18 protein-coding genes are annotated in these 22,871 nt (G+C 47.4%); 10 read left to right on the top strand and 8 right to left on the bottom strand.

The genetic code is table 11. The features are described from left to right. Positions 1 to 124 precede the first annotated feature (124 nt). The 3 genes from ACLHR0_RS07110 to ACLHR0_RS07100 all read left to right on the top strand — a co-directional run bounded on the left by ACLHR0_RS07110 (position 125) and on the right by ACLHR0_RS07100 (position 3,869). Positions 125 to 1,912 carry a DUF4836 family protein gene (locus ACLHR0_RS07110; RefSeq protein ID WP_436485568.1) on the top strand — a complete coding sequence of 596 codons (1,788 nt, stop codon included), beginning with the start codon at positions 125 to 127 and terminating at the stop codon, positions 1,910 to 1,912. A 103-nt stretch (positions 1,913 to 2,015) separates the two neighbouring features. Continuing rightward, positions 2,016 to 2,666, top strand: a complete 651-nt coding sequence (locus tag ACLHR0_RS07105) for an ATP-binding cassette domain-containing protein (RefSeq protein WP_436485566.1) — start codon at positions 2,016 to 2,018, stop codon at positions 2,664 to 2,666. A gap of 9 nt (positions 2,667 to 2,675) precedes the next feature. Continuing rightward, complete coding sequence (locus ACLHR0_RS07100; RefSeq protein WP_436485564.1) at positions 2,676 to 3,869, top strand: FtsX-like permease family protein; 1,194 nt, start codon at positions 2,676 to 2,678, stop codon at positions 3,867 to 3,869. On the opposite strand, the gene ACLHR0_RS07095 is transcribed toward ACLHR0_RS07100, so the two are convergent. From ACLHR0_RS07095 to ACLHR0_RS07085, 3 genes are all read right to left on the bottom strand, one after another. Then, the gene (locus ACLHR0_RS07095; protein ID WP_436485563.1) at positions 3,866 to 6,421 is read right to left on the bottom strand and encodes a DUF3857 domain-containing protein; all 2,556 of its coding nucleotides are present in this window, start codon (positions 6,419 to 6,421) and stop codon (positions 3,866 to 3,868) included. The genes ACLHR0_RS07100 and ACLHR0_RS07095 overlap by 4 nt on opposite strands. A gap of 73 nt (positions 6,422 to 6,494) precedes the next feature. Continuing rightward, positions 6,495 to 7,550 carry a DUF2891 domain-containing protein gene (locus ACLHR0_RS07090; RefSeq protein WP_436485561.1) on the bottom strand — a complete coding sequence of 352 codons (1,056 nt, stop codon included), beginning with the start codon at positions 7,548 to 7,550 and terminating at the stop codon, positions 6,495 to 6,497. A gap of 63 nt (positions 7,551 to 7,613) precedes the next feature. Beyond that, positions 7,614 to 8,849, bottom strand: coding sequence for an NAD(P)/FAD-dependent oxidoreductase (locus ACLHR0_RS07085; protein WP_436485559.1), 1,236 nt, complete (start codon positions 8,847 to 8,849; stop codon positions 7,614 to 7,616). A 112-nt stretch (positions 8,850 to 8,961) separates the two neighbouring features. On the opposite strand from ACLHR0_RS07085, the gene ACLHR0_RS07080 reads away from it, so the two are divergent. From ACLHR0_RS07080 to ACLHR0_RS07065, 4 genes are all read left to right on the top strand, one after another. After that, positions 8,962 to 9,264, top strand: coding sequence for a YbaB/EbfC family nucleoid-associated protein (locus ACLHR0_RS07080; protein WP_436485557.1), 303 nt, complete (start codon positions 8,962 to 8,964; stop codon positions 9,262 to 9,264). A gap of 161 nt (positions 9,265 to 9,425) precedes the next feature. Then, entirely contained in the window at positions 9,426 to 10,664 is a 1,239-nt protein-coding gene (locus ACLHR0_RS07075) for a PepSY-associated TM helix domain-containing protein (RefSeq protein ID WP_436485555.1), read from the top strand. A gap of 182 nt (positions 10,665 to 10,846) precedes the next feature. Next, positions 10,847 to 11,212, top strand: a complete 366-nt coding sequence (locus ACLHR0_RS07070; protein ID WP_370908795.1) for a DUF7674 family protein — start codon at positions 10,847 to 10,849, stop codon at positions 11,210 to 11,212. After that, positions 11,199 to 11,744 carry an N-acetyltransferase gene (locus tag ACLHR0_RS07065; protein ID WP_370908794.1) on the top strand — a complete coding sequence of 182 codons (546 nt, stop codon included), beginning with the start codon at positions 11,199 to 11,201 and terminating at the stop codon, positions 11,742 to 11,744. The genes ACLHR0_RS07070 and ACLHR0_RS07065 overlap by 14 nt, the downstream gene beginning before the upstream one ends. Before the next feature lie 83 nt (positions 11,745 to 11,827). On the opposite strand, the gene ACLHR0_RS07060 is transcribed toward ACLHR0_RS07065, so the two are convergent. From ACLHR0_RS07060 to ACLHR0_RS07050, 3 genes are all read right to left on the bottom strand, one after another. Next, the gene (locus ACLHR0_RS07060) at positions 11,828 to 12,535 is read right to left on the bottom strand and encodes a hypothetical protein (protein WP_436485554.1); all 708 of its coding nucleotides are present in this window, start codon (positions 12,533 to 12,535) and stop codon (positions 11,828 to 11,830) included. A 62-nt stretch (positions 12,536 to 12,597) separates the two neighbouring features. Then, the gene (gene obgE, locus ACLHR0_RS07055; protein ID WP_370908792.1) at positions 12,598 to 13,623 is read right to left on the bottom strand and encodes a GTPase ObgE; all 1,026 of its coding nucleotides are present in this window, start codon (positions 13,621 to 13,623) and stop codon (positions 12,598 to 12,600) included. Positions 13,624 to 13,789: 166 nt separating this feature from the next. After that, positions 13,790 to 14,380, bottom strand: a complete 591-nt coding sequence (locus ACLHR0_RS07050; RefSeq protein WP_370908791.1) for an adenylate kinase — start codon at positions 14,378 to 14,380, stop codon at positions 13,790 to 13,792. A 281-nt stretch (positions 14,381 to 14,661) separates the two neighbouring features. Here ACLHR0_RS07050 and ACLHR0_RS07045 point away from each other — a divergent pair, with 281 nt between their 5' ends. After that, on the top strand, positions 14,662 to 17,646 hold the full coding sequence (locus ACLHR0_RS07045; RefSeq protein ID WP_436485551.1) for a glycoside hydrolase family 3 N-terminal domain-containing protein: 2,985 nt from the start codon (positions 14,662 to 14,664) through the stop codon (positions 17,644 to 17,646). Between the two features lie 81 nt (positions 17,647 to 17,727). Here ACLHR0_RS07045 and ACLHR0_RS07040 read toward each other — a convergent pair whose 3' ends face one another. Then, positions 17,728 to 18,183 (bottom strand): hypothetical protein, encoded by a 456-nt coding sequence (locus ACLHR0_RS07040; protein WP_429042962.1) that lies wholly within the window; start codon positions 18,181 to 18,183, stop codon positions 17,728 to 17,730. Between the two features lie 185 nt (positions 18,184 to 18,368). On the opposite strand from ACLHR0_RS07040, the gene ACLHR0_RS07035 reads away from it, so the two are divergent. Continuing rightward, positions 18,369 to 19,421 (top strand): COX15/CtaA family protein, encoded by a 1,053-nt coding sequence (locus ACLHR0_RS07035; RefSeq protein ID WP_429042961.1) that lies wholly within the window; start codon positions 18,369 to 18,371, stop codon positions 19,419 to 19,421. Between the two features lie 74 nt (positions 19,422 to 19,495). Further along, positions 19,496 to 21,727: a patatin-like phospholipase family protein gene (locus ACLHR0_RS07030; protein ID WP_429062323.1), complete on the top strand. Its 2,232-nt coding sequence runs from the start codon at positions 19,496 to 19,498 to the stop codon at positions 21,725 to 21,727. Positions 21,728 to 21,729: 2 nt separating this feature from the next. On the opposite strand, the gene ACLHR0_RS07025 is transcribed toward ACLHR0_RS07030, so the two are convergent. Beyond that, on the bottom strand, positions 21,730 to 22,728 hold the full coding sequence (locus tag ACLHR0_RS07025; RefSeq protein WP_436485549.1) for an alpha/beta fold hydrolase: 999 nt from the start codon (positions 22,726 to 22,728) through the stop codon (positions 21,730 to 21,732). Positions 22,729 to 22,871 lie beyond the last annotated feature (143 nt).

The following is a 22,871-nucleotide window of genomic DNA, read 5'->3' as shown; positions in this document are numbered from 1 at the left end:
AAAAATGAGACATATGCGCTACAAAAATATACGTACTTTTGCACGAATGAAATACCACGATAGTGGGAATGTCATGTTCGATATAGTGTTGCTCCGAATAATTTTCTTAATTTTTAACGCTTTTATGAAAAAATCAATTTCCAAAGTTTTGTTAGCCGCTGCGACGACAGCGGTTATGCTGTCTTCCTGCTCTAAAACCCCTGACGAGAGCCGGTACATCCCGAAAACAGCTGGTGTGGTAGTGGACCTGAATGCCAAACAACTGACCACCAAGCTGGTGACGAATGGTATTACCATGGATAAACTGTTTGAAGCCACCCAAAGTAAAGACACCTCCAATGAAGTGATGAAGGCCTGGAAAGATGCCGAAAACTCCGGTATCGACATGCAAAGCCACTTCTTTGCCTCTTTTGTGTTCCAGGGCCAGCCGGCAGAACATAAATCTTACATCAGCCTTACCGCCAGCCTGAAAGATGCCGACAAATTTGAGGCCTATCTCAAAAAGAACATCGCAAATTTCTCCCTGAAAACACAAAATGACTTTAAATATATCTGGGAAGAAAAGCAACATGCCGTAATCGGATGGAACAAATCTGCCGTTATCTATATCAGTGCAGTAGATCCAAGCAACCTGGAAAAGTATAACCCGGGCGGTTCTTCATCTCCCGATTATGGAGATCCCATAATAGACTCTGCAACAGCAATAATAGACACCGCAGTAGCCGTTCCTGCTGCCCTGGTGACAACAGAAGACGATGCGCAGATAAAAACCTGGGTAGCAGAAGTGGATCATCTCTTTCACCTGAAAAAAGATGAAACAGCCGGTTCCATTGAGCCTTTCGCTAAGTTACTGAAAGAAGATGCCGACGCCGGTATCTTTGTAAACCCGGAAGCCATTTACAACAGCGGTCAGTTTACCATGATACCTGCCAACGTAAAGAAACTGATGGAAGGTTCTTTCTATACCGGTACGGTTAACTTTGAAAACGGTAAAATCGTTTTCAACGGTCACTCTTACATGGGTAAAGAAATGGCGGCGATCTATAAAAAATATGGTAAGAAAGAGATCGATATGGATATGCTGAAGAAGTATCCTTCCCAGAATATCACCGGTTTCATTTCTTATGCCTTTGATTTCCGCATGATCGGAGATATCGTGAAAGCAACGGGTATGGATGGTATGGTGAACCTGATGATGGGTAAATCCGGCCTGTCTATGGACGATGTGCTGAACGCATTTGAAGGCCAGTTGACCTACGTGGCTTCTGACTTCGCTATCACCAAAAAGGAATCTCCTTATTTCCCCGGCGAGTTCACTGAGAAACCAGACGCTAAATGGATCTTCAGCCTGAAAGTTGGTAACAAGGATGCCTTCAATAAAATTATGACTTCCCCGATGCTGAAAGAAGTATTTACCAAGGAAGGAGATCATTATGTAGTGGTAAATCCAATGGCAGCGGCTACCATGCCGGCGATGTCCATCAACGAGAAATTTGTGACACTGGGCTCCGACAGCGTGTTGCTGCAGGAATACCTGGGTGGCAAAGGCCACATCAAATTACCTGATGGTATCGAAGGAAAAGTAAAAGGCAGCATGCTGGGTGGTTATGTAGACATTGAAAAAATAGCCAGCGTAATTCCTGAAGATAAAATGGAAGAAGACGAGAAACCAGTAGCCAAGAAAGCAAAGGAACTGTTGAAAGACGTAACCTTTGTAAGCAAAGCTGATGGCGGTGATGTACAGCATGGAGAAGCGGTGCTGACCTTTAAAAATAAGGATCAGAATAGCCTGGTACAGCTGATCAACCTGGGCACTGAAGCTGCAAAAGTGATGCAGGCCAGGAAAGCCAAGGACAAAGCGTATGAAGACAGCATATTTGCTGCACCGGTTGATACTACCGTTGCACAGTAATTTATAACCTGACCAGGAAAAGGGCGCCGGATATCCGTTGCGCCCTTTTCTTTTGCGTAAAATATATCATTTATATTCGCTACTGTTAACAGTAAATGCCACTATGCAGATTCAGCTCAATCAGCTCATGCCCATACCATTGCAGGATAAGCTCCGGCAACGGTCGTCGGACATCTGGAACCAGGACGTCACTTTCCAGCCAGGCAGTTTTGTGAAAATCAAGGCGCCTTCCGGCACCGGCAAAACTACCCTGATCCATTACCTCTATCATATCCGGTACGACTATACGGGAAAAGTGCAGGTGAATGATCGGCCATGGCAGGCATATAATAAGAACGAAATAGCCGTGATGCGGCAAAAGGATATCAGTATTGTATTCCAGGACCTTCGCCTTTTTGAGCAGCTCAGTGCCAGGGAAAACATTTCGTTGAAGCGGGTAATGGAGCCAAAGCCTTATTATCCTGCGGAAAAGATTGATGAAATGGCCGCCCGGCTCAATGTGTCGCACGTGCTGGAGCAAAGCGGCAAAACCCTTTCGTATGGCGAAAGACAGCGTATTGCCATTATCAGGGCGCTGGTACAGCCTTTTCAATGGCTCCTGATGGATGAACCCTTCAGCCACCTGGATGAAGACAATACACAGCGCGCCGCCGCACTGATTGCCGATGAATGTAAAGCCCGCAATGCCGGGTTCATTTTAACAGACCTGGATAATGACCAGCACTTCCCTTATGATGTGCATTATCATCTTTAATGTTATTTCATGCGTCCATTTTTTGAATTACTGAAGAAAATTATTCAAACCGGTGTGGGAAAAACCCGGTTCCTGATGGCGGCAGTTGGTTTGGGCATTGCGATGCTGCTGATCCTCATCGCCATCCAGGCGCATTCCAACTTCAGCCAGCTGCTGTACAGCAGCAAAAACCAGAATGAAACCGCCGACTTCCTCGTGATCAATAAAACCATCACCAACGCCATGATGGGGCAATCGTCTAAAAGTATTTTTACCCCCGAAGAAATTGCCAATATAAGAAAGCAGCCATTCGTGCAGTCGTTTGGGTTAGTAACCTCCAGCCAGTATAAGGTAGTGGTTCAGGCGCCGGGCGACCTGCACTTTGCTACTGATATGTTTTTTGAAGCAGTACCGGATAGCTTCCTGGATGTGAAAGGGCAGGACTGGAAATGGAGTGAGGGCGACCGTACTATTCCTATTATTTTGCCTAATGACTTCCTGAACCTTTACAACTTTGGTTTTTCCCTGAGCCAGGACCTGCCGCAGATTTCACAGGAAACCGTAAAAGCATTGCCGTTGCAGGTAAATATTTCCAACAACCAGGTATCCGATCAGTACATGGGGCATATTGTTGGCTTCTCCGACCGGATCTCTTCCTTTCTTGTACCGGCGTCTTTTATGTCCTGGGCCAATGAAAAGTATGGAATGACCACCACCGCGGGTACTTCCCGTGTGATCATTAAAACGCCGGATCCATCTAACCCGGAGCTGGTGAAGTTTTTACAGGACAATGGTTATACTACGAACCAGGATAAACTGAAGTTCAGCAAAACAAGGCTGATTGTACAAACGATCGTATCTGTGGTTGGATTTTTTGGACTGATCTTATTGTTTTTTGCCTTGCTGGTTTTCAGCATGTTTATACAACTGGTGATTGCGTCCTGCAAGCGGGAAATTCAATTGCTGGTGATACTGGGTACTGCTCCCAAACAATTGCAGCGGTACCTGCTGCGGCAGTTTGTACCCCTGTATATTGTAATCGGAATTTTGTCGTTGCTGCTGGTAACGGGGCTGCAATACTGGGCGGCAGGTGAACTGGCGCAGCATGAGATGCAGGTGAGCACCTGGCCGGGAATACCTGTATTTGCAGGTATCGCGCTGGTATTAGGACTGGTGTATGTTGTAAACCTCCTCACGGTGAGGAAGTATGTAAATAATATTTAGCCCTGTGGTGGCCGGTATGGTACAGTAAAAGTGTTTTTAGCCCTTTGTGAAATGAGCAGGTAAGGCACCCATACTGCCATGCGCACTAATGGCCAGAGGATGGAATTAACGCTGAAAATATCCTGCGGTTTTTCTGTTTTGAAGAAATAGTGATTCAGGGAATTATCTGCATAAATAGAAATAGTAGCAATGAAATAGAAAGTTGCCAGTGCAAAAGGAAAGGTATCACGACGGTGAAAAAACAACACGGCCAGCAGGATACTGTATGCCAGCATAAATACATTGATCATCATTTCCATGATGAGGAAAAGCTGTACCAGGGTGATATTTCCCAGGTCCTGCCGGTCGGAAATGCTGATCCAGTAGGAGTAATCAAATACATCCATTTTGCAGATCCCGGTGATTTCTCCCATTGGCGCAAACAATAACCCGATGGCCAGCAGTACCAGTCCGCCGCCGATCGGCTGCGATTCCGGTGCTTCCCCGGCGGGTGTAACAGAATGCTTATAAAAAACAAATGCGAGGGCGGCAAATGCAGCGGCAGATAAAACTGCCAGTACGATAGCCAGCCAGTTTCCTTTCCCTTCCGGATGACGCGTGGCAGCAGTGCCTGGGTTCCAGGTAAGATCCATAGAAGTTATTTCATTCATCTTCTTCAGGTCCTCTACATATTGCGGTATAAACTTTACGGGGATATGATCGCTGAAGGTTTTGAAATGATAGGATAACAGGACCTGTTGCCCTTTGATGCTGGCCGTATAATCAAAGGAGTAGTAATCATTCTGCAGGTGCAGTGGTGTTTGATCCAGCGACCACTTCACCGGTGTGTGCAGGATGATTTGATAATCGAAGTCGTATGGATAGCGGATGCTCACCGGTACTTTACGTTTATCGTCGGAGATATAGGAAAGCACGTCATAAAAGGATTGCGCGTTGGCCGTGAATTTCAGCTTGTTGGTGCTGCTGTCTCTTTCCCAGATGTTGTGTACCAGGTAGCTTTCATTCACATATATCGTATTACCGGCTAAGCTGTCGCGGGTGGTGATGGAGTCCCTGATCTCCACTTCTCCATATAACTTCTTATAAAAAGAGAGATAGGATTTTTCTTTGTCCTTCATGCTGGTGCCAGCCAGTTCAGCACGTTGTGCGTCTGCATCATCACGTTGGTAGGTAGTTACTACTTCCAGTTTACCATCTTTATTTTCATCGTCCGGCAGTGTAAAAACTTCGCGGACGGCAATTTTGCCACGGGTAGCGGGTACGATCGGCGTGAGTTGCGTGGTGGTATCGGTTACCACGAGTGCCTTCCCGTAGTCTGGTTCGCATAAATCAACGAGGCCTCCGCGTTGGTAGGACATGGTGCCATCCAGCCAGTATGTTTTATTGTTTAGTACCGCATGTACAATAACATGGTTGAAGGCGTTGGGGGAAGGGAGTGATTCGCTGACGGTTCCTCTCAGATCCGTATTAACATAGGCCATGTCGGCTACAATATTATTGGCGCGCAGCATGGTACAAAGCAGCAGGGCTTTGTCTTTACAATCCCCGAAGCGTTGTGCCAGTACCCTGTCCGGATTATTGGGACGATGGGAGTATTCTCCCATTTCGATGCCCATATACCTGATATCGTCCTGAACAAATCGTAATGCCTGCAGGAGATAGGCAGCGGGGTCGCCATTGGCCGATTTTTTAAAAGCGGCGATTTTGCCGGTCAGCAACGGACCGGGTGCAGGCTTTTGATTGACCTTCATGCCCCATTGCGCTACCTCTTTCCAGGAGGTGTATTCGCTTACCTGTACATAGGTAAAAGGATTATACCAGGAAGGAACAAAGTTGGTGTTATCCGTTTCCCTGATGTCTACTTTATTCCATTCGTATACGGTGAGGCCGTTCCATGATTTTTGGAGGGGTGCGACTGCATTGTTATACCGTTTAAAGTGGATTTGCCTTTGAGGGCTAACGATCAGATTTTTATAGTAATTGACAATGGGTTCGTAGGCAACGAAATAGATGCGGCTATCCAGTTTCCCGTTGAAGATGGGGTTATCGCCGTTAATGGAATAGGCGTATTCGATCTGGTCACCTTTCCGTACATCTTCGAGGATCAGGTATGCGGTGTAGGTACCACTGTAGATGAACCGCGAGAGGTCTTTTTCTTTCTGAAGCAGTTTGAATGCTGCGCCAGGCAGGCGGTTGATTTCTTTTCCATCGCGGCGGATCACTATTTTATGGAATGTAAGTTTTTCATATTGGGGATCGTATTCCACTGAAATTTCCGAGCCATTCTGTATGCCGGCTTCTGAGATAATTTGCCGGATGAAGTGTTGGTAATTGCTTTTCAGTTCTGTATGTCTTTGCTCTTCCAGCAGCAGAAGGTAATAGCCATCGCTGATATTTTTGGCGTTGGGTTTTTTGGAGAGATCGGGCGTAAAGGGGACGAGCCATGCCGGAGCGGGGCTGGTATTTACTTTTTGGGCGGGTGCAATGGCGGGGGTTAGTATCAGCAGCAGGGATAATACTAACTTCCAGGCACGGGAATTTATGACGTGCATAGTATAGTGATGTTGATTGATACCCCTTTATGGGCGGCCGGGTATAGGGGAATAAAAATTTTTGTTGATGAATTTACGGTTGTTTTCCGATAGTTAACATATAAACTGCAAAAGATGCGAGCCAGTGTTCGCCTGCATAGCTGCCGCTGAAAACCTGTTTCAGTCCTGCTTCCATGTGTGCGTGGGCCAGTTGCTGAATGGCCTGCTGGTTTTTGCCGCCGTGTTCCGCGATGGCCTCCAGGCACCAGGTGCGGCTCAGGTTTAATCCATCGAGGTGAACGAGTTTCCCGTCTGTTCTATCTTTTACCTGTGCCACCTGCAGGATACTTATCTTGTTCTCAAAAAGACCGGGTAAAAATGCGTATAGCCATTTGCGGTAGTCTGCCTGCGGCATTACCCTGCGCATCAGGTCGGCCTCTTCGAGGGAGGGGGAGAGGAAGTCGTAGCCACCGGGTTCCCATTGTATGGGGGCGTTTTTATCGGCGGCGTAGAAGCGCATGGCGGCGTTGTGTATGGCTTTTTGCAGGGGTTCGTCTTTTGCCGTAACGGCATAGTCCCAGGCGAGGCATAATCCGAAGGCGAGGTTGGTATGTTCTCCTACGCGGATCGGGTACATGATTTTATCGAGGAACTGGATATAGGCGATGGAGAACTGAGTGGCCAGTGGCTGCAGGTTCTGGCTCATGGTTTTTCCCAATGGGTCGTTCCAGGTGAGCAGTTCGTTTTGCAGTTGCAGGAGCCAGCTCCAGCCATAGATGCGTTCAAAGCTTTTATTTTCTGCGCTGCTGAACAGTTGTTGTTCAATTTTTATATTTTCTGAAGATAGATGCGCTGCCAGTTTACTTCTGATGACGGAGGCTTTGGCCAGGTCGGGGTAAGACTTGAGCAGGCGCACCAGCATCCAGTGTCCGTGCACGCTGCTATGCCAGTCGAAGCAGCCATAGAAAGCGGGATGATAATTTTTAGGCGTTGTGAGCAGTGAGCTGTCGGTGAATACGATCCCTGTTTTATAGGGAAATTCCAGGTCCAGGCATTTCAGGGGCAGTTCCACCAGTTTATTGGCGATGTCCTTTGTTAGCAGGGTGGCTGCTGGCGTATGTTCCGGATTGGAAGGTACCTGTGCGCTCATGTTGAATGAGAAAAGGAGGATGACGGATAATTGGCCTAAAAATTTCACGACGGAGTGGTGCTTTTATCTGTTAAATAACAATTTTACGTAGAACATGGGCTGGCCCAGTTTCTTTCGAAGGTCCACCTCATGGAACATGCATGACATCAGGTCTTTCAGCTGTTTATTGCGGGAGCCCATTTTCATCAGCATATTAAATAGCCACGGGTATTTGATGAGTTTCTGCAATTTGGTGCTCACCTGGAATTCCGGTCCGAGGATGCGGTATACTGCCTCGTCGTATGCGTTGAAGAAGGTATCGGAATAGTCGTTGGCGGCGATGGCTGCAGCGGCTTGCTGGGCGGCGATCCTGCCGGAGTACAGGGCGTTGCCGATGCCTTCCCCGGTGAAGGGGTCGATCAGGAATCCGGCGTCGCCAACCAGCATGTAGCGTTCGCCATGCAGTTTTCTTTTTTTGCTGCCGAGGGGCAGGCCATATCCGTCGATGCTGCCGGTGAGTTCCGCGTTTTTGAAGCGTTCCTTCATTACCGGGTCGGTAGCGATGGTATCCAGCATCAGCTGTTTCAGGTTTACTTTCTTGTTGCGGGCGGAGTTGCTGAGCATTCCCACGCCTACGTTGGCTTCGCCATTGGGGAGGGGGAATATCCAGATGTAGCCCGGGAGCATATTTTTCAGGAAGTGCAGTTCAATGAAGTTGTCTTTATGCAGCCCGGTGATGCCTTTATAATAGGCGCGGATACCGGCTACATAATGTTTGGGTTCCATTTTAATACCGGCCACATCGCGGGTGAAGCCGGAGTGGGCGCCGTTGGCTACTATTACCACGTCGGCTTTTACTTTGAAGGAGCCGTCTTTGCTGGAGAGGTGGTAACCGTCTGGTTTGAGCTCATATTTATCGATGCTTTTGCCTTCGAATAATTGGATTTCGGGGCGGCGTTTTATTTCATCAACGAGGAAGTTATCGAAGTCGATACGTTTGCAAACGAAGCCCCTTGGGTTGCTCTTATCTTCCTGGTATCCGAGGCGGTAGGGAATATCCATCCCGATGCGGTTGGGAGCTACGAAGGTAACGCCCCAGCTGTCTGCTTTAAAAATTGCTTCCTGGAGGCGTTGTCCGATGCCTTTGTCGATACGTTCCAGGAGGGTGAGCACTTTTCCGCTTAGTCCGTCTCCACATACTTTATCCCGTGGAAAAACGGCTTTATCTACTACGATACATTCAATGCCAAGCTGGGCGAGTTGCAATGCTGCGGTGGCTCCACCGGGCCCTGCGCCTATGATACAAACTTTTGTTTCCATTATTAGTGATACGATTACGTGCTGGTAAGATACGGAATAGTGCGGATTTAGCAGAGGGGATTGCCACCGTTAAAAATCTGCTATATTTGCTCTTCTTAAAAACACAAGAAACATGTTTGGTGATTTATTTGGAAAGCTGACGCAGATTAAGCAGAAAATGCAGGAAGGCAAAGAGCGTCTGGCTACCGTAACTTTATCCGGCGAGGCCGGCGATGGCGCAGTAAAAGTAACCGTGGATGGTAACCGCCAGGTGAAAAGTATTGATATTGCGGAGCGTCTTTTCGCACCGGAGCATAAGGAAGAAATGGAAGACCTGTTGCTGGCTGCTTTGAACCGTGCACTGAAAGAGGCAGAGAATTCCTGGGAAGCAGAAATGAAAAACGCTGCCGGCGGAATGCTGGGAGGGTTGATGTAAGATATTTTCAATACAGGGAATTGCCATATGTGTACCATACATATGGCAATTTTATTTTATAGAAATACTGAAGAAATTCTGTATTGCGTAAATAATATTCCGGTTCCGATACCATAATACCCCGCGCGTGGATTTTCTTTGCAGGTACGATCGACTCTGACATGAAAGTATTTTTCCGGCGCATTCACTTATACCTGGGCCTTACTGCCGGCCTGGTGATCACTATCAGCTGTTTAACAGGTGCCTTACTGGTGTTTGAGAAGGAGCTGACGGAAGCGTTTAACCGTGACCGTTATTTCGTGGAGCCGGGAGGAGCGCGTTTACCGCTGGACAAGGTGGCTACGCTGGTAAAACAGGCCGTTCCGGGTGCAGGTATTGCAAGGATACAGGTGTTTGCGGACCCCACACGGGCGCTGCAGGTGCAGCTGGAGGAAGGTAAAAAAGGTGGACCAAAAGAAGGCGGGGAGCGGAGAGGTAAGACAGGAAAGAAAGAAGGGGCCGCTAAGGCTGGTGAAAAAGAAGGCGCGGGCCCGAAGAAAGAAAAAGGACGTATTGCGTTTGTAAATCCCTACACCGGTAAAGTCATAGAACTATACAGCTATCAGCAAACATTTTACTACCAGGTATTTTCCCTGCACCGCTGGCTGCTGGCGGGCGCTGTAGGTAAACTGATTACCGGTATCAGCACTCTTATATTTTTGTTTATCCTGGTTACGGGCATCATTCTCTGGTGGCCCAAAACGCGCAATATTTTCCGGCAGCGGATTAAAATCAAATGGGACGGTAACTGGAAAAGGGTGAACAATGATTTACACATTGTACTGGGTTTTTACACTTCCATCTTCCTTTTTGTATCTGTTTTCACGGGCTTAACCTGGTCGTTTGAATGGTTTAACAAGGCGTTGTATGCTTCACTGGGAACCTCTCCCAAGCCTTCGGCAGCACCGCTATCGGCTCCGGCAGTGGAGGCGAATGGTAAAAGTATATCTTATGAAACGGCATTGGCAGTAGCCAAACATGCCGTTCCCGATGCGCTGTTTTATTCGTTTACTGCGCCGAAAGACAGCTCCGCGGCCTTTATGGTAAGCCTGCTTCCGGCAGACGCGCTGCACGAAGCTGCCACCACCACTTACTACCTGGATCAGTTTAATGGAAAAGTGTTGTCGTCGCAAACTTTTGCGCAAAGGAACCTCGGGCAGCAGATCCGGGGAACAATAAAACCGTTGCACACCGGCGCCATCTTTGGTACGCCGTCTAAAATATTTGCTTTAATCCTCGCACTGCTGGGCGCTATCTTCCCTACCACCGGTACCCTTATGTGGCTGAACAGAACCCGCAAGAAGAAAAAGAAAGCAGTGGCTCCGGCCGTATCCAAAGCGGTTCCTGCGCAGGTAGCATAAAAAGGATCATCCTTCCGGTTTTCCATTTTTGAAAACACCCTTCAGAAACGGAAGGTTTTTTACGCCGTTTTTATCTCTCGCTTTTAACGTTTCCTTTGCAAACCCTTGCTCCCGCTAAGTTTTAACATTCCTACACAGAATATGGAATAGCATTTGGCATATACCTGCAAAATGATGTTACCATGATTAATCAGTTTGAAGTGCCAGCTTGCATAGAGGACACAATACCTGCACTAAAAGAAGAACTGCACCAGTTTCCTGCCGTACATCATATTAACGAAACCATGGGCTGCTTTACGAAGTATACCGATAAGCAGCTGAGGGCACAGAATTTTTCGGCAGCAGGCAAGTGTTTGCAGCTGGCCGGCCGGTTATACGAACGGGGTAATACGGTTGTGAAAGAAGCGATTACCCGTATTTTTTTACCGGTACTTTGCCGGGTTCCCCTGGCAGATGCCGTGAGCAGGATCCGGATGTATTCACTGATACCGGATTCAATTTATCCACTTTACATACAATATCAACTTACTGGTAATGGAAACAGATGAGGAAATTGTCGTCCGGTTAGCTACGGCTATGGACGTTGATTTTGCGCTGCCTATTGTGGCAGAAATGGAAGCCTCTGCGAAGGCAAGAGGTACCGGGATTGCGAAAAGAAATCCCCTTACAATAAAGGAAAAGATCCTGGAAGGGAAGGCCGTTATTGCTTTTACGGCGAAGGGCATATGGGCAGGATTTTCCTATATACAATCCTGGGAAGAGAACAGGTTTGTATCCAACAGCGGTTTAATTGTAGCGCCGGCATTCCGTGGATTGAAAGTGGCACAGGCCATCAAGCAGAAAATATTTGAGTTAAGCCGGCTGCTTTATCCAGCGTCAAAAATATTCAGCATTACTACGGGCTTACCTGTTATGAAACTAAATACCCGGTTGGGTTTCGAGCCGGTTACCTATCATGAAATTACGCAGGACCCTCTTTTTTGGGAGGGCTGTAAAAGTTGTGTAAACTATCCCATCCTGGCAAGCAAAAATTACAGGAATTGTTTGTGCACTGCCATGTTGTTTCAGCCTTTTCAATAGTTGAAACAAGAGTACCCTTATGGTGAAAATACAGCCAATGAATAACCGGCGATGCTTTTGCGTTGCTGGTTAATTCATGCGTATTATCCATTAAAGTTTACATCAATGATGAGTAGTTTATTGATCCTGTTGGTTGTTTGTTTGTAGCAACCATCCAGCCGTATATAGTACCGGCTGATTTCAATTTGCAGGGGTGGTTCCGGGAAGTTATTCATTTGGGCAACGCGTGAATAAGCGGCGGGGGAATAATGTTGTTTTACATGTTGCTGTAATGCGTGGAGGGTGGCTGATGGGAACCGGCGTTTTTCGGCAGCGGTATATGTTCTGCAGATGAAGAAGTTGTTGGCTTCGGGGAACAGTGTTTCCCAGGGAGATCGGTAATGTTTCCACAGGAGCAGTGGTTGCTGCTCAATAACGGCGCTGGTTTCGTAGCACTGTGATACTTTTATCCTGTTTGATTCGCCGGTGGTAACGGCCAGCATCTGGCCTTCGATGGTACGGAGGTGTGCCAGCCGGAAGTAGAGGGTATCCGGATGCAGTTCAAAGTCGTTGAGTTGTGTATCCGGTATGATCCAGTCGAGGGAGAAATAGCAGTCACCGAAACGGATATACGTAGTAGAGTCGCGGCACACTACGTATACTTCGTTGGAGGCAACTTTCGCTGTTGGTGCAGGCATGGCTATCAGCTGCATGGTATCGATCTGCACCGGTTTTTCCTTTACGGATGTTACGGTTCGATGGCAGGCAGGCAGCAACAGCAATGCGATTGCGGGGAGAAAAAATATCTTCATGGTATACGGGATACTGTACGAACATTGACGTCAGGCATAGTCCCCTTTTACGGAAGGAACAGTTATTCTGCGTCTACAGCGTCGGTAGTATCTACTTTCCTGTTAAGGGCTTCCCACAAGATATCTTTTAATTCACTGAGGCCCTGGTTTGTAACAGAGGAAATAAATACATGTGGAACATCTTCCGGCAGCTCGGCTGATATAGCGGTTTTCAGCTCATCGTCCAGCATATCGCTTTTACTGATGGCCAGCAGAAACTGTTTATCCAGTAATTCGGGATTATATTGTTCCAGTTCATTTACCAATACTTCAAAATCTTTGCGGTGGTCTGCACTATCAGCTGGAATAAGGAATAATAATACGGCGTTTCTTTCAATATGTCGTAAAAAACGGTGGCCTAATCCTTTTCCTTCATGGGCGCCTTCGATGATACCGGGGAGGTCGGCGATACAAAACGACTTATTGTCGCGGTATTCCACCATTCCGAGTTGTGGGGTTAGCGTAGTAAAGGCGTAGTCGGCCACTTTAGGTTTAGCTGCGGTGATAGTAGACAGGAGGGTGGATTTGCCGGCATTGGGGAAACCTACCAGTCCAACATCTGCCAAAACTTTTAACTCCACTACTTTCCAGCCTTCCCTGCCGGGCATACCGGGTTGAGCGTATTCGGGTGTTTGGTTGGTGGCAGATTTAAAGTAGGCGTTACCTTTACCGCCTTGTCCGCCGGGAATCCAGATCACTTCCTGGCCGTCGTGGAGGATTTCGGCTTCCACCTGGCCGGTTTCTTCGTCTTTAGCCTGGGTACCTAGTGGAACTTCGATGATAATATCTTTACCGAAACGGCCGGTACAGTTGTCGCCGCTACCGTTTTCACCGTCTTCTGCGAGCAGGTTTTTATGCCAGCGGAGGTGCAGGAGGGTCCACAGCTGTGAATTGCCTCTTAAAATAACATGTCCGCCTCTGCCGCCATCGCCGCCATCAGGGCCGGCCTGCGCATTAAACTTGGTACGCATAAAGTGCATACTGCCTGCGCCACCTTTCCCGGATTTACAAAATACACGGATATAATCTACAAAGTTTGCTTTTTCCACTAGTTCTCAATTTTTAATACTCTGGGGTCCATTACCACAGAAAAACAAAACGCAAAGATCGTGAAGTTTGAGCTAATTAGCACCATCATGTGCCAGGAGCTCTTTACTTACAATCTTTGCGTTGTATAATAAGATGCTAAAAGTCTTAATCACAGCGGGATTCCGCTTACTGCACTTTTTCTCCTACCAGTTCATCCAGTTCTTTGGAGAGCAGTTCGAATACTTCTTCTTCTGTACCATCGCCTTTCACTTTTTTGAATTTGCCGAATTTGGCATAGTGATCAGCCACAGGAGCCGTTTTATTATGATATTCCACGATACGCGCTTTCACTACATCTTCAGAGGCATCATCGCTGCGGCCGGAGGTTAATCCACGGTTCAGCAGGCGTTTTATGAGCGCATCTTCCGGTACTTCCAGTGAGAGAACGGTTGAGATAGACGTTTTTTTCAATGCGAGCAGTTTATCCAGAGCCTCTGCCTGCGCAGTGGTACGGGGAAAGCCGTCGAAAATGAAACCACGTGTATCAGGATTAGCGTCCAGCTTAGAGCTGATCATGCCAATCACCACTTCATCCGGTACCAGCTGGCCCTGATCCATAAACTTTTTGGCTTCCAGTCCCAGGGGTGTTTTATCACCGATCTCGCTGCGAAGCAAATCGCCCGTGGAAAGATGAATAAGTCCGTATTTCTGGATAATGTTAGCACTTTGTGTACCCTTGCCGCTACCGGGAGGGCCAAATAAAATGAGATTGACCATGTTTTATTAAAATCTACTTTACTCGCAAGGTTGCAAATATAAGAAACAGATGAATGTATTGGTAATTAAAATTACGATTGATTAAACTAAATGTAAATATTCTGACAAAATAGTGAACACATTTCAATTTTTTACCAGAATCCATAAAATATCTTCAACAGGGTATTCTAATTTAATGAAATAGTTTGGATCTGACAAAATCATATGATTATTATTAGTAATTCTTTGATATTCAGGGCTGTCGGGCTGGATTTCCGCATGAATATTTGTAAGTTTATGATATGAGGAAACAATTATTGGTTGCAGGACTTACAGGCCTAATGATGACAGGCAGCGCCATTTCTGCGCCCCTGGTATTTAAGGAAAAGAAGAGGCATAAAAAAGTGACTACACAAAAGGTGGCGCCACAGCAGGACAAAGCCTCACAATGGGCAGATAGTGTGTTTCAATCGCTCACCCCCGAAGAACGTATCGCCCAGCTGATCATGATCCGCGCGCATTCCAATCTCGGGCAGGATCATATTAATGCCGTCGTTAAAGATATACAGGATAACAAAGTAGGAGGCGTCATTTTTTTCCAGGGCGGCCCGGTGCGGCAGGCCAATCTCACTAACTACTACCAGTCTATTTCAAAAGTACCCTTGCTGGTAGCCATTGACGGCGAATGGGGGCTTGGCATGCGCCTCGACAGTGTTATTTCATTACCGCGGAACATGATGATAGGCGCTATGCAGGATACCACCCTGGCGTATGATGCCGGAAAGCTCATGGGAGAACAATGCCGTCGCCTGGGTATTCATATTGATTTTGCGCCCGACATGGACGTGAATAATAATCCTTCCAACCCGGTGATCAACGACCGTTCCTTTGGAGAAAATAAATACCAGGTAGCCCGCATGGGAGTAGCTACCATCAGGGGGATGCAGGATGCCGGCATTATGGCCTGCGCCAAACACTTCCCCGGCCATGGCGATACCAATGTAGATTCACACCTGGACCTGCCCACCATCAATAAAACAAGAGCGCAGCTCGATTCCCTGGAGTTGTATCCTTTCCGCGAAGCTATTGCTGCCGGCGTGCAATCTGTAATGATTGGCCATCTTTATATTCCTTCTATCGATAAAAAACCAAATACACCAACCTCTATTTCTTATAATGCCGTTACTAAACTGCTGAAGAATGAAATGGGGTTTAAAGGACTGATCGTTACTGATGCACTTGAAATGAAAGGCATCGCAAAATTCTATACCAACGGACAGGAATCCCTACAGTCGCTGCTTGCCGGCAACGACCTGATGATTCTTCCATCCACCGCAGAAGGCAGCGTGGAGGCTATTAAGAAGGCTATCAAAGCCGGTAAAATCAGCCAGGAAGAAGTAGACGGACGCGTGAAAAAAGTATTGCGCGCCAAATATAACCTCGGACTAGGGCAGCCGCAGCACATCGATACTGATCATCTGGCAGAAGACATCAACGCCAAAACAGATACTTTACGTAAACGTATTGCGGAGAAAGCCATCACCCTGGTACGCAACGATAAGAAACTGGTGCCTTTTTCACCGGCCATGACCCAGCAAAAGCTGGCGGTAATTGCCGTAGGAGCTGATGCCAGCAACACTTTCGTGGAATCGGTGAAGAATTACAAACCCGGTACGGATGCGTTTATTTTCACCTCGCGGCAGTCCGTACAACAGATTGCTCCTATTGTATCCCGCATACAGCGCGACTATAAGGCGGTTATTATCAGTTTACATGACTACAGCCGCCGGCCCGCCGGAAACTTCGGGTTGTCGATGGCAGAGCGACTGATTATCCGCCAGCTCCAATCGGAAATGCCTTCGGTGACGGTTGTTTTTGGTAACCCGTATGCAATCCAGTATTTCTGCGACGCGCCTCACCTGGTGGCGGCGTATGAAGATGACAGCACCACCCAGAGAGCCGCTGCCGACCTGCTTTTCGGGCAGCTGGGCCCATCCGGAAAACTACCGGTAACCGTATGCCCGGATTTGCCTTCCGGCACCGGCATCACTTATGAAGTGAACAAGTTTAATTTATTGCCTACCGCTACTGCGCTGGAAGCCGGCATCAATGAGCAGGCATTGCTGCAGATCGATGGTTTGGCCAACGATATGATTGCCCGCGGCGCCGCGCCAGGAGCGCAGGTATTAGCCCTGAAGGACGGGAAGATTATTTATAACCGCTGCTTCGGCCACTACGAATACAACAAACAGGAACCGGTAACGCCCACTTCTATTTATGACCTGGCATCTGTGACCAAAGTATGCGCTACCACTTTATCGGTGATGCGGTTATATGATGAAGGGAAACTGAACCTGGATGCTACGCTGGGCGTATACCTGCCGCAGGTGTTGGGTACAGATAAAGCAGGATTGCGCATCCGCGATATTCTTTTGCACCAGGCAGGACTGGTAGCCTTTATACCGTTTTATAAAGAAACCCTTTATAACAATGCGCAGCCCGATACGGTGCTCTATCACGCCAGCCCGGACGCTACCCACGGCATCCGCGTGGCGGATGAGATGTACATGGAAAACAGCTATGTAGATACCATGTGGCAGCGGATACTGGATAGTAAGTTATCGCCGCGGCAGGGGTATGTTTACAGCGACTGTGATTTTATTTTCCTGGGGAAAATTGTGGAGCAGTTAACGGGTAAGAAGTTGAACGAATATGTGAGTGAAACTTTTTACGTTCCGATGGGATTGGCGACCACGGGCTTTTTGCCGAGAACGCGTTTTCCTTTGACGGAGATTGTTCCTACGGAGCGTGAGTATTCTTTCCGCATGCAGTTATTGCGGGGAGATGTGCACGATCCGGGAGCAGCTATGTTTGGTGGGGTGGCTGGTCATGCCGGATTATTTTCTGATGCGCATGATGTGGCGGTAATCATGCAGATGTTACTGAACAAAGGATCTTTCAATGGCGTGCAGTATATTAAGCCGGAAACGGTGCAGTTGTTTACGGCGTATAACAGCCATATCAGCCGCCGTGGTCTTGGGTTTGATAAGCCGGAAAAAGACAATGCTACCCGGCGGGAACCGTACCCTGCCAGGAGTGCTTCTGCGGCTACCTTCGGGCATACCGGTTATACGGGGACGTGTGTGTGGGCGGATCCAACATCGGGGCTGGTATTTATTTTCCTGAGCAACAGGGTGTATCCTAACGGCGGCGTTAACACGAAAATAACGGCGCTGCATACCCGGGAAAGAATGTTTGAGGCCGTGTATGAATCAGTACGTAAATAGGAGATAGGAAATAATAAAAGAAGAGGTGGTACCGTTTTACGGATACCACCTCTTTTCATTTTTCAATTATGCGATGTGGGACTACTCTGATACGGAAACGCTCCTGTTGATCATGGTCTGCGTTTTTATGGCAATAGCTTTTTCTGCCAGTTTGTTTTTTCCGCTTCTGATTTCGAAGGTGTAGTCTCCATCCTCAAGAGAACCGAGGTTGTAACGTGCTTCGAAGCGCAGGGTAGCAGGCAATGTTTCGCGGTGCAGCGTGTTATTGAAATTGTCTTTTATGTAGAGCGTCAGCTTTTCGTTGGAAGGATTATCCACAGAAAGCTGGAATAACAGCTGGTCCTTTTGCAATTGCGTGATATGTACGTTGAAAGCTTCGATGGGAGTTTCCCGTACAGGTTTTTCCTTTGCCAGTCGTGCTGCATTGTAAGCAAATGTTTTTGACTGTGCCGCAGCATGTAAAATCGGAGATAGGATAGTAACAAATACCAACAAAGCTACTTTGGGTGCTAAAACAACAAAACGTAAATGTTTCATGACATTATTTTTTTAATGTGTTCGTCTTTTTTTAATTAGGGCGGTATTAGCTAATACAATGGTGCCGTTTAAATTTTCAATGCAAAGCTCCGACCTGCGGATTAACAGAACATTACGCCTTTGTTAAAATAATGTGAGTATTTAACCGGCTTGTTAGGCATTCATTCCCTATTTTTGCACCGTTTATGGAAGCAGTTACAATAAAAAATAACCGCCCCGTGGCCATCTGGTTATATATAGGCGTGGGCATGTTGATAGTTCAGGTATTGCTGGGAGGGATCACCCGTTTAACCGGCTCGGGCCTGTCCATTACTGAATGGCAGCCGTTATTGGGCGCTTTTCCGCCGATGAATGAAGCGGCCTGGCAGAAAGCATTTGATGGCTATAAACAAATAGCGCAGTATAAGTATATTAATAGCCACTTTACCTTGTCGGATTTTAAGTTTATTTTCTTCTGGGAGTGGCTGCATCGCGATTGGGCGAGGCTGATGGGGTTTGTGTTTATTATTCCGTTTATCTACTTTGTTATTAAGAAGAAGATTAACAAGAGCATGATAAACCCGATGATCATCCTGTTTGTGTTAGGTGGTTTGCAGGGCTTGATAGGATGGATCATGGTGAAGAGCGGCCTGAATGAGGAAAATTTGTATGTTAACCATATCCGTTTGGCCATTCACTTTATATCTGCGCTGGCGTTGCTGGCATATGTGTTCTGGTTTGCGTTGAAGCTGAGTGTGCATCCAATAGAAATATTAAAAGTTCCGGCTTTATACAAACTGAATATCTGGTTGCTGGTATTACTGGTAGTGCAGTTGGTGTACGGTGCTTTCATGGCCGGATTGCATACGGCATTGGTGGCAAATACCTGGCCGGACATCAATGGCTCCTGGGTACCTGCCGGCATGTTTTCGCAAGGCGGATTCGCTACAGATATTGCGCATAACCCGATTACCATTCAATTCATTCACCGCGGACTGGCCTACCTGATTACTATTCTCATCGCCATCTGGTGGTGGAAAGCTGCACAAACACCGGCTAACAGCCTGTTACACACCATCCGTTACCTGCCATTGCTGTTGGTATTGCTGCAGGTGCTGCTGGGCGTGCTGACCCTGTTAAACAGCCAGGTGAAGATTCCCATCAGTTATGGAATTTTACACCAGGGTGTGGGGATGTTGCTGATGCTGTCGCTGATCTGGACCCTGTTCCTCAGCCGGGGCGTGAGAAGCGGGAATTGATTTTCCGCCCGGTGTAAATTCCCGCCGTCATAAATCCGTAAATTTTCCGTAGGTTTATTCGTAATAATCGTCTGATGAAGGTGAAGTTATTACTGATAAAAACTTACTATTCTTTCCCTATACAGTTGCTGCTCCTGCATTTCAGGAAGTACCAGGTATTACTTATTTTTTGGGTGATCCTGTTCAGCACCATCAACGGTGGTTTTGCCAAGGTGTTTGGTGGAGATGCACTTTACCTGGCGCCGGAATACCTGGGCAAAGTAAATTTCTACAGTACTACTATCCTGGGACTAGCCACCGGCATGTTTATTATGAGCTGGCAGATTACCACCTTTATATTGCATACCGGCCGGTTTAAGTTCCTGGCCACCACTTCGCAGCCATTTTTCAGGTATTGCCTTAATAATGCCATCATACCGCTGGTATTTATTTTCAGTATGCTTTACCGCGGATGGGAATACCAGCGGTATGAACAGCTCAATACCGTTCCGGATATCATGTTGCTGGGGGAAGGGTTTATCTGCGGAGTGTTGTTTATATTCTTCTTCTGTTTTTTCTATTTTTTTAATGCAGATAAAAATATTGGCAGACGCCTGGAAAAGCGTTTCGGTAATCCGCGAAACTTCCTGCGGATGATCCTGAAACCCAACCAGGATCCAGATGAAAATGCGCTGCCGGTACATAATTATTTCTCTACGCCCTGGCGTATCAGAAGGGCGAGGAATGTGGATCACTACAATAAGCATTACCTCGACAGTATCCTCAAGCAGCATCACTTTGCTGCGATGATTACCGTAGGGTGCTCGCTGGTTTTCCTGGTGATACTGGCTTACATGATGGATTATGATGTGTTCAGAATTCCTGCGGGCGCCAGTGTGCTCATCTTTTTTGCGTTTCTCATCGGGGTGGCGGGCGCCTTTTCCTATATGCTGCAAACCTGGTCTATTCCCATATTGCTGGTGATGTTGTTTGGTTTGAACTGGATGGTGGAACATAACTGGGTGGATAACCGTAATAAGGCTTACGGGTTGAATTACCGGGAGAAGAAGGCCCGTCCGGAATACAGTGTGGCGGCCCTGCAACAATTTTTTACCCGGGAGCGATACGAAGCGGATAAGAAACAAACCCTGCTGATATTAGAGAACTGGAGAAAGAAGTTCCCGGCGGGAAAAAAGCCCCCGCTAATTGTAATGAATTTCAGCGGCGGCGGCAGCCGTTCAGCCACCTGGAGCGTAAACGTATTACAGCGACTGGACAGTATGCTGCAGGGCCGGCTGATGAAGCACACGGTGCTGATGACCGGCGCCTCCGGGGGTATGCTGGGGGCCAGTTATTTCCGGGAGTTGTATTACGAACAGCAGCAGGGGAAACCTATCCGCCTGTCTGATAATATATATGCAGAGAAGGTATCACAGGACTTACTCAATTCTGTATTTTCTGCTATGGCCGTGAATGATTTTATTACACCGTGGAGAAGTTTCAGTATCGGGAAAAATCATTACGCAAAGGATAGGGGTTATGCATTTGAAATGCAGCTGAATGAGCATACTGACAGTGTGTTGGATAAAACGCTGAAAGACTACCGGGAGCCGGAAGCCCATGCAGACATTCCCATGCTGATATGGAATGCTACTATTAATGCAGACGGGCGCCGGTTAATGATTTCCCCGCAGCCAGTCAGTTACTTATGCAGCCCGCAGTACCAGTATCCTACACGGCAGGTGAGGGATATCGACGGGGTGGATTTCGGACAATACTTTGCGGCACAGGATGCGATGGACCTGCGAGTAACCAGCGCGATCCGTATGTGTGCTACGTTTCCTTATGTACTGCCTAATGCGTTCCTTCCCAGCAATCCTATTGTGGATGTGATGGACGCCGGTATCCGCGATAATTTTGGTCAGCAAACCACGTTGCGATATTTATATACGTTTAATAAATGGATCAATGAAAATACCAGCGGGGTGATATATATCCAGATCCGCGATACCCGCAAGAATGACATTTCCCCGATCAAAAAAACGAAGGATCTGAGCGACCTGTTGTTTGAGCCGTTGTTTACCATGCAGCAGCACTGGAGCGCCATGCAGGATTTTGACCAGGATGATTTACTGAATTATATGGAAGGATATTTCCCGGATAAATTTCACCGGGTAATTTTCCAGTATGTGCCGCAGAAGCAGGACAAGGCGGCGGCTTTATCCTGGCATCTTACCTCCCGGGAAAAGCTGGATATTGCGCATGCGCTGGACAATCCTGCGAATCAGAGTGCGTTGGAGTATGTCGTAAAGCTGCTGGAGGAATAGGGTTATTCTTTCAGGAACTTCAGCAGGGGCGCAATAAATTTCGTATAGGCTTCAATGTGGGGAAGATGTCCTACACCTTCGATAGGTACCAGCGTGGCGTGTGGAATTTTTTTCGCGGCAGCGTTTCCCAGTTCAGGATAATTCCCCATTGTTTTTCGCACTTCTTCCGGAACGTTGGCTTTTCCTAAGGCGGTACGGTCGCGTTGCCCGATAATAAGGAGGGTGGGGACGGTAATATTCTGGAACTCGTACAGCACGGGTTGGGTAAAGATCATGTCGTAGGTGAGGGCGGAGTTCCAGGCTACCAGGGAGTAGTCGGGGCTGCTGGTCCAGCTGGCTTGGAGCTGCGCCCATTTATCGTAGGCGGGCGACCATTTGCCGGCGTAGTAGCTGTCCATCATATATTGTTTGATCTTCTCATAGTTCTGTTGCAGTTCTGCTTTATACCATTTATCTACTGACTGATAGGGCACTTTCACTTTCCAGTCTTCCAGCCCGATGGGATTTTCGAGGATCAGTTTTTCGGTCACCTCCGGGTACATCAATGCGAACCTGGTGGCGAGCATGCCTCCCATTGAATGACCGAGCACGGCTGTTTTGGTTATTTGCAGCGAGTCGAGCAGTGTTTTGGTGTTTTGCGCCAGTTGTTGAAAGCTGTATTGGAGGTGTTGGGGTTTGGATGACTTGCCAAAGCCGATCTGGTCCGGGATGATAACCCGGTAGCCGTTATTGCTGAGGTCTGCTGCGGTGCTATCCCAGTAGGCGCCGCAGAAATTTTTGCCATGGAGGAGTACAATTGTTTTACCGTTTGGACGGGAGGGTTGAACGTCCATGTAGGCCATTTGAAGGGCTTGCCCTTGTATTTGCAGTTTCAGGAAATGTACCGGGAACGGGTATTTATATTCAGAGAGGTTAATATCCTGGGCTGGTATTTGTGCGTATATGCGGGAGGTGATGAGGGAGAGGCAGGCGATGGCGAGGAGATATAGTTTCTTTTTCATGCGAGCGGTATTAAGCGGTTAAAACGCTGTGGGGTGGGGCAAAATTGACGCCATAAAACTATTTGTTTACAATATTTGGATATAATTAATTGTAAATCAATGATAACCAACCTATTGCAAGGGCGTTTTCCGGGCTGACCAAA

It is taken from the genome of Chitinophaga sp. ARDCPP14 (assembly GCF_051362515.1).
Taxonomy (GTDB): domain Bacteria; phylum Bacteroidota; class Bacteroidia; order Chitinophagales; family Chitinophagaceae; genus Chitinophaga.
The sequence above is the reverse complement of the archived record's forward strand: the minus strand, read 5'-3'. Positions and strand labels throughout refer to the sequence as shown.

Excerpts from the sequence above, each read along its gene's own strand:
- ACLHR0_RS07110 (WP_436485568.1), top strand. The coding sequence starts at position 125 with ATGAAAAAATCAATTTCCAAAGTTTTGTTAGCCGCTGCGACGACAGCG.
- ACLHR0_RS07105 (WP_436485566.1), top strand. The coding sequence starts at position 2,016 with ATGCAGATTCAGCTCAATCAGCTCATGCCCATACCATTGCAGGATAAG.
- ACLHR0_RS07100 (WP_436485564.1), top strand. The coding sequence starts at position 2,676 with ATGCGTCCATTTTTTGAATTACTGAAGAAAATTATTCAAACCGGTGTG.
- ACLHR0_RS07095 (WP_436485563.1), bottom strand. The coding sequence starts at position 6,421 with ATGCACGTCATAAATTCCCGTGCCTGGAAGTTAGTATTATCCCTGCTG.
- ACLHR0_RS07090 (WP_436485561.1), bottom strand. The coding sequence starts at position 7,550 with ATGAGCGCACAGGTACCTTCCAATCCGGAACATACGCCAGCAGCCACC.
- ACLHR0_RS07085 (WP_436485559.1), bottom strand. The coding sequence starts at position 8,849 with ATGGAAACAAAAGTTTGTATCATAGGCGCAGGGCCCGGTGGAGCCACC.
- ACLHR0_RS07080 (WP_436485557.1), top strand. The coding sequence starts at position 8,962 with ATGTTTGGTGATTTATTTGGAAAGCTGACGCAGATTAAGCAGAAAATG.
- ACLHR0_RS07075 (WP_436485555.1), top strand. The coding sequence starts at position 9,426 with ATGAAAGTATTTTTCCGGCGCATTCACTTATACCTGGGCCTTACTGCC.
- ACLHR0_RS07070 (WP_370908795.1), top strand. The coding sequence starts at position 10,847 with ATGATTAATCAGTTTGAAGTGCCAGCTTGCATAGAGGACACAATACCT.
- ACLHR0_RS07065 (WP_370908794.1), top strand. The coding sequence starts at position 11,199 with ATGGAAACAGATGAGGAAATTGTCGTCCGGTTAGCTACGGCTATGGAC.
- ACLHR0_RS07060 (WP_436485554.1), bottom strand. The coding sequence starts at position 12,535 with ATGAAGATATTTTTTCTCCCCGCAATCGCATTGCTGTTGCTGCCTGCC.
- ACLHR0_RS07050 (WP_370908791.1), bottom strand. The coding sequence starts at position 14,380 with ATGGTCAATCTCATTTTATTTGGCCCTCCCGGTAGCGGCAAGGGTACA.
- ACLHR0_RS07045 (WP_436485551.1), top strand. The coding sequence starts at position 14,662 with ATGAGGAAACAATTATTGGTTGCAGGACTTACAGGCCTAATGATGACA.
- ACLHR0_RS07040 (WP_429042962.1), bottom strand. The coding sequence starts at position 18,183 with ATGAAACATTTACGTTTTGTTGTTTTAGCACCCAAAGTAGCTTTGTTG.
- ACLHR0_RS07035 (WP_429042961.1), top strand. The coding sequence starts at position 18,369 with ATGGAAGCAGTTACAATAAAAAATAACCGCCCCGTGGCCATCTGGTTA.
- ACLHR0_RS07030 (WP_429062323.1), top strand. The coding sequence starts at position 19,496 with ATGAAGGTGAAGTTATTACTGATAAAAACTTACTATTCTTTCCCTATA.
- ACLHR0_RS07025 (WP_436485549.1), bottom strand. The coding sequence starts at position 22,728 with ATGAAAAAGAAACTATATCTCCTCGCCATCGCCTGCCTCTCCCTCATC.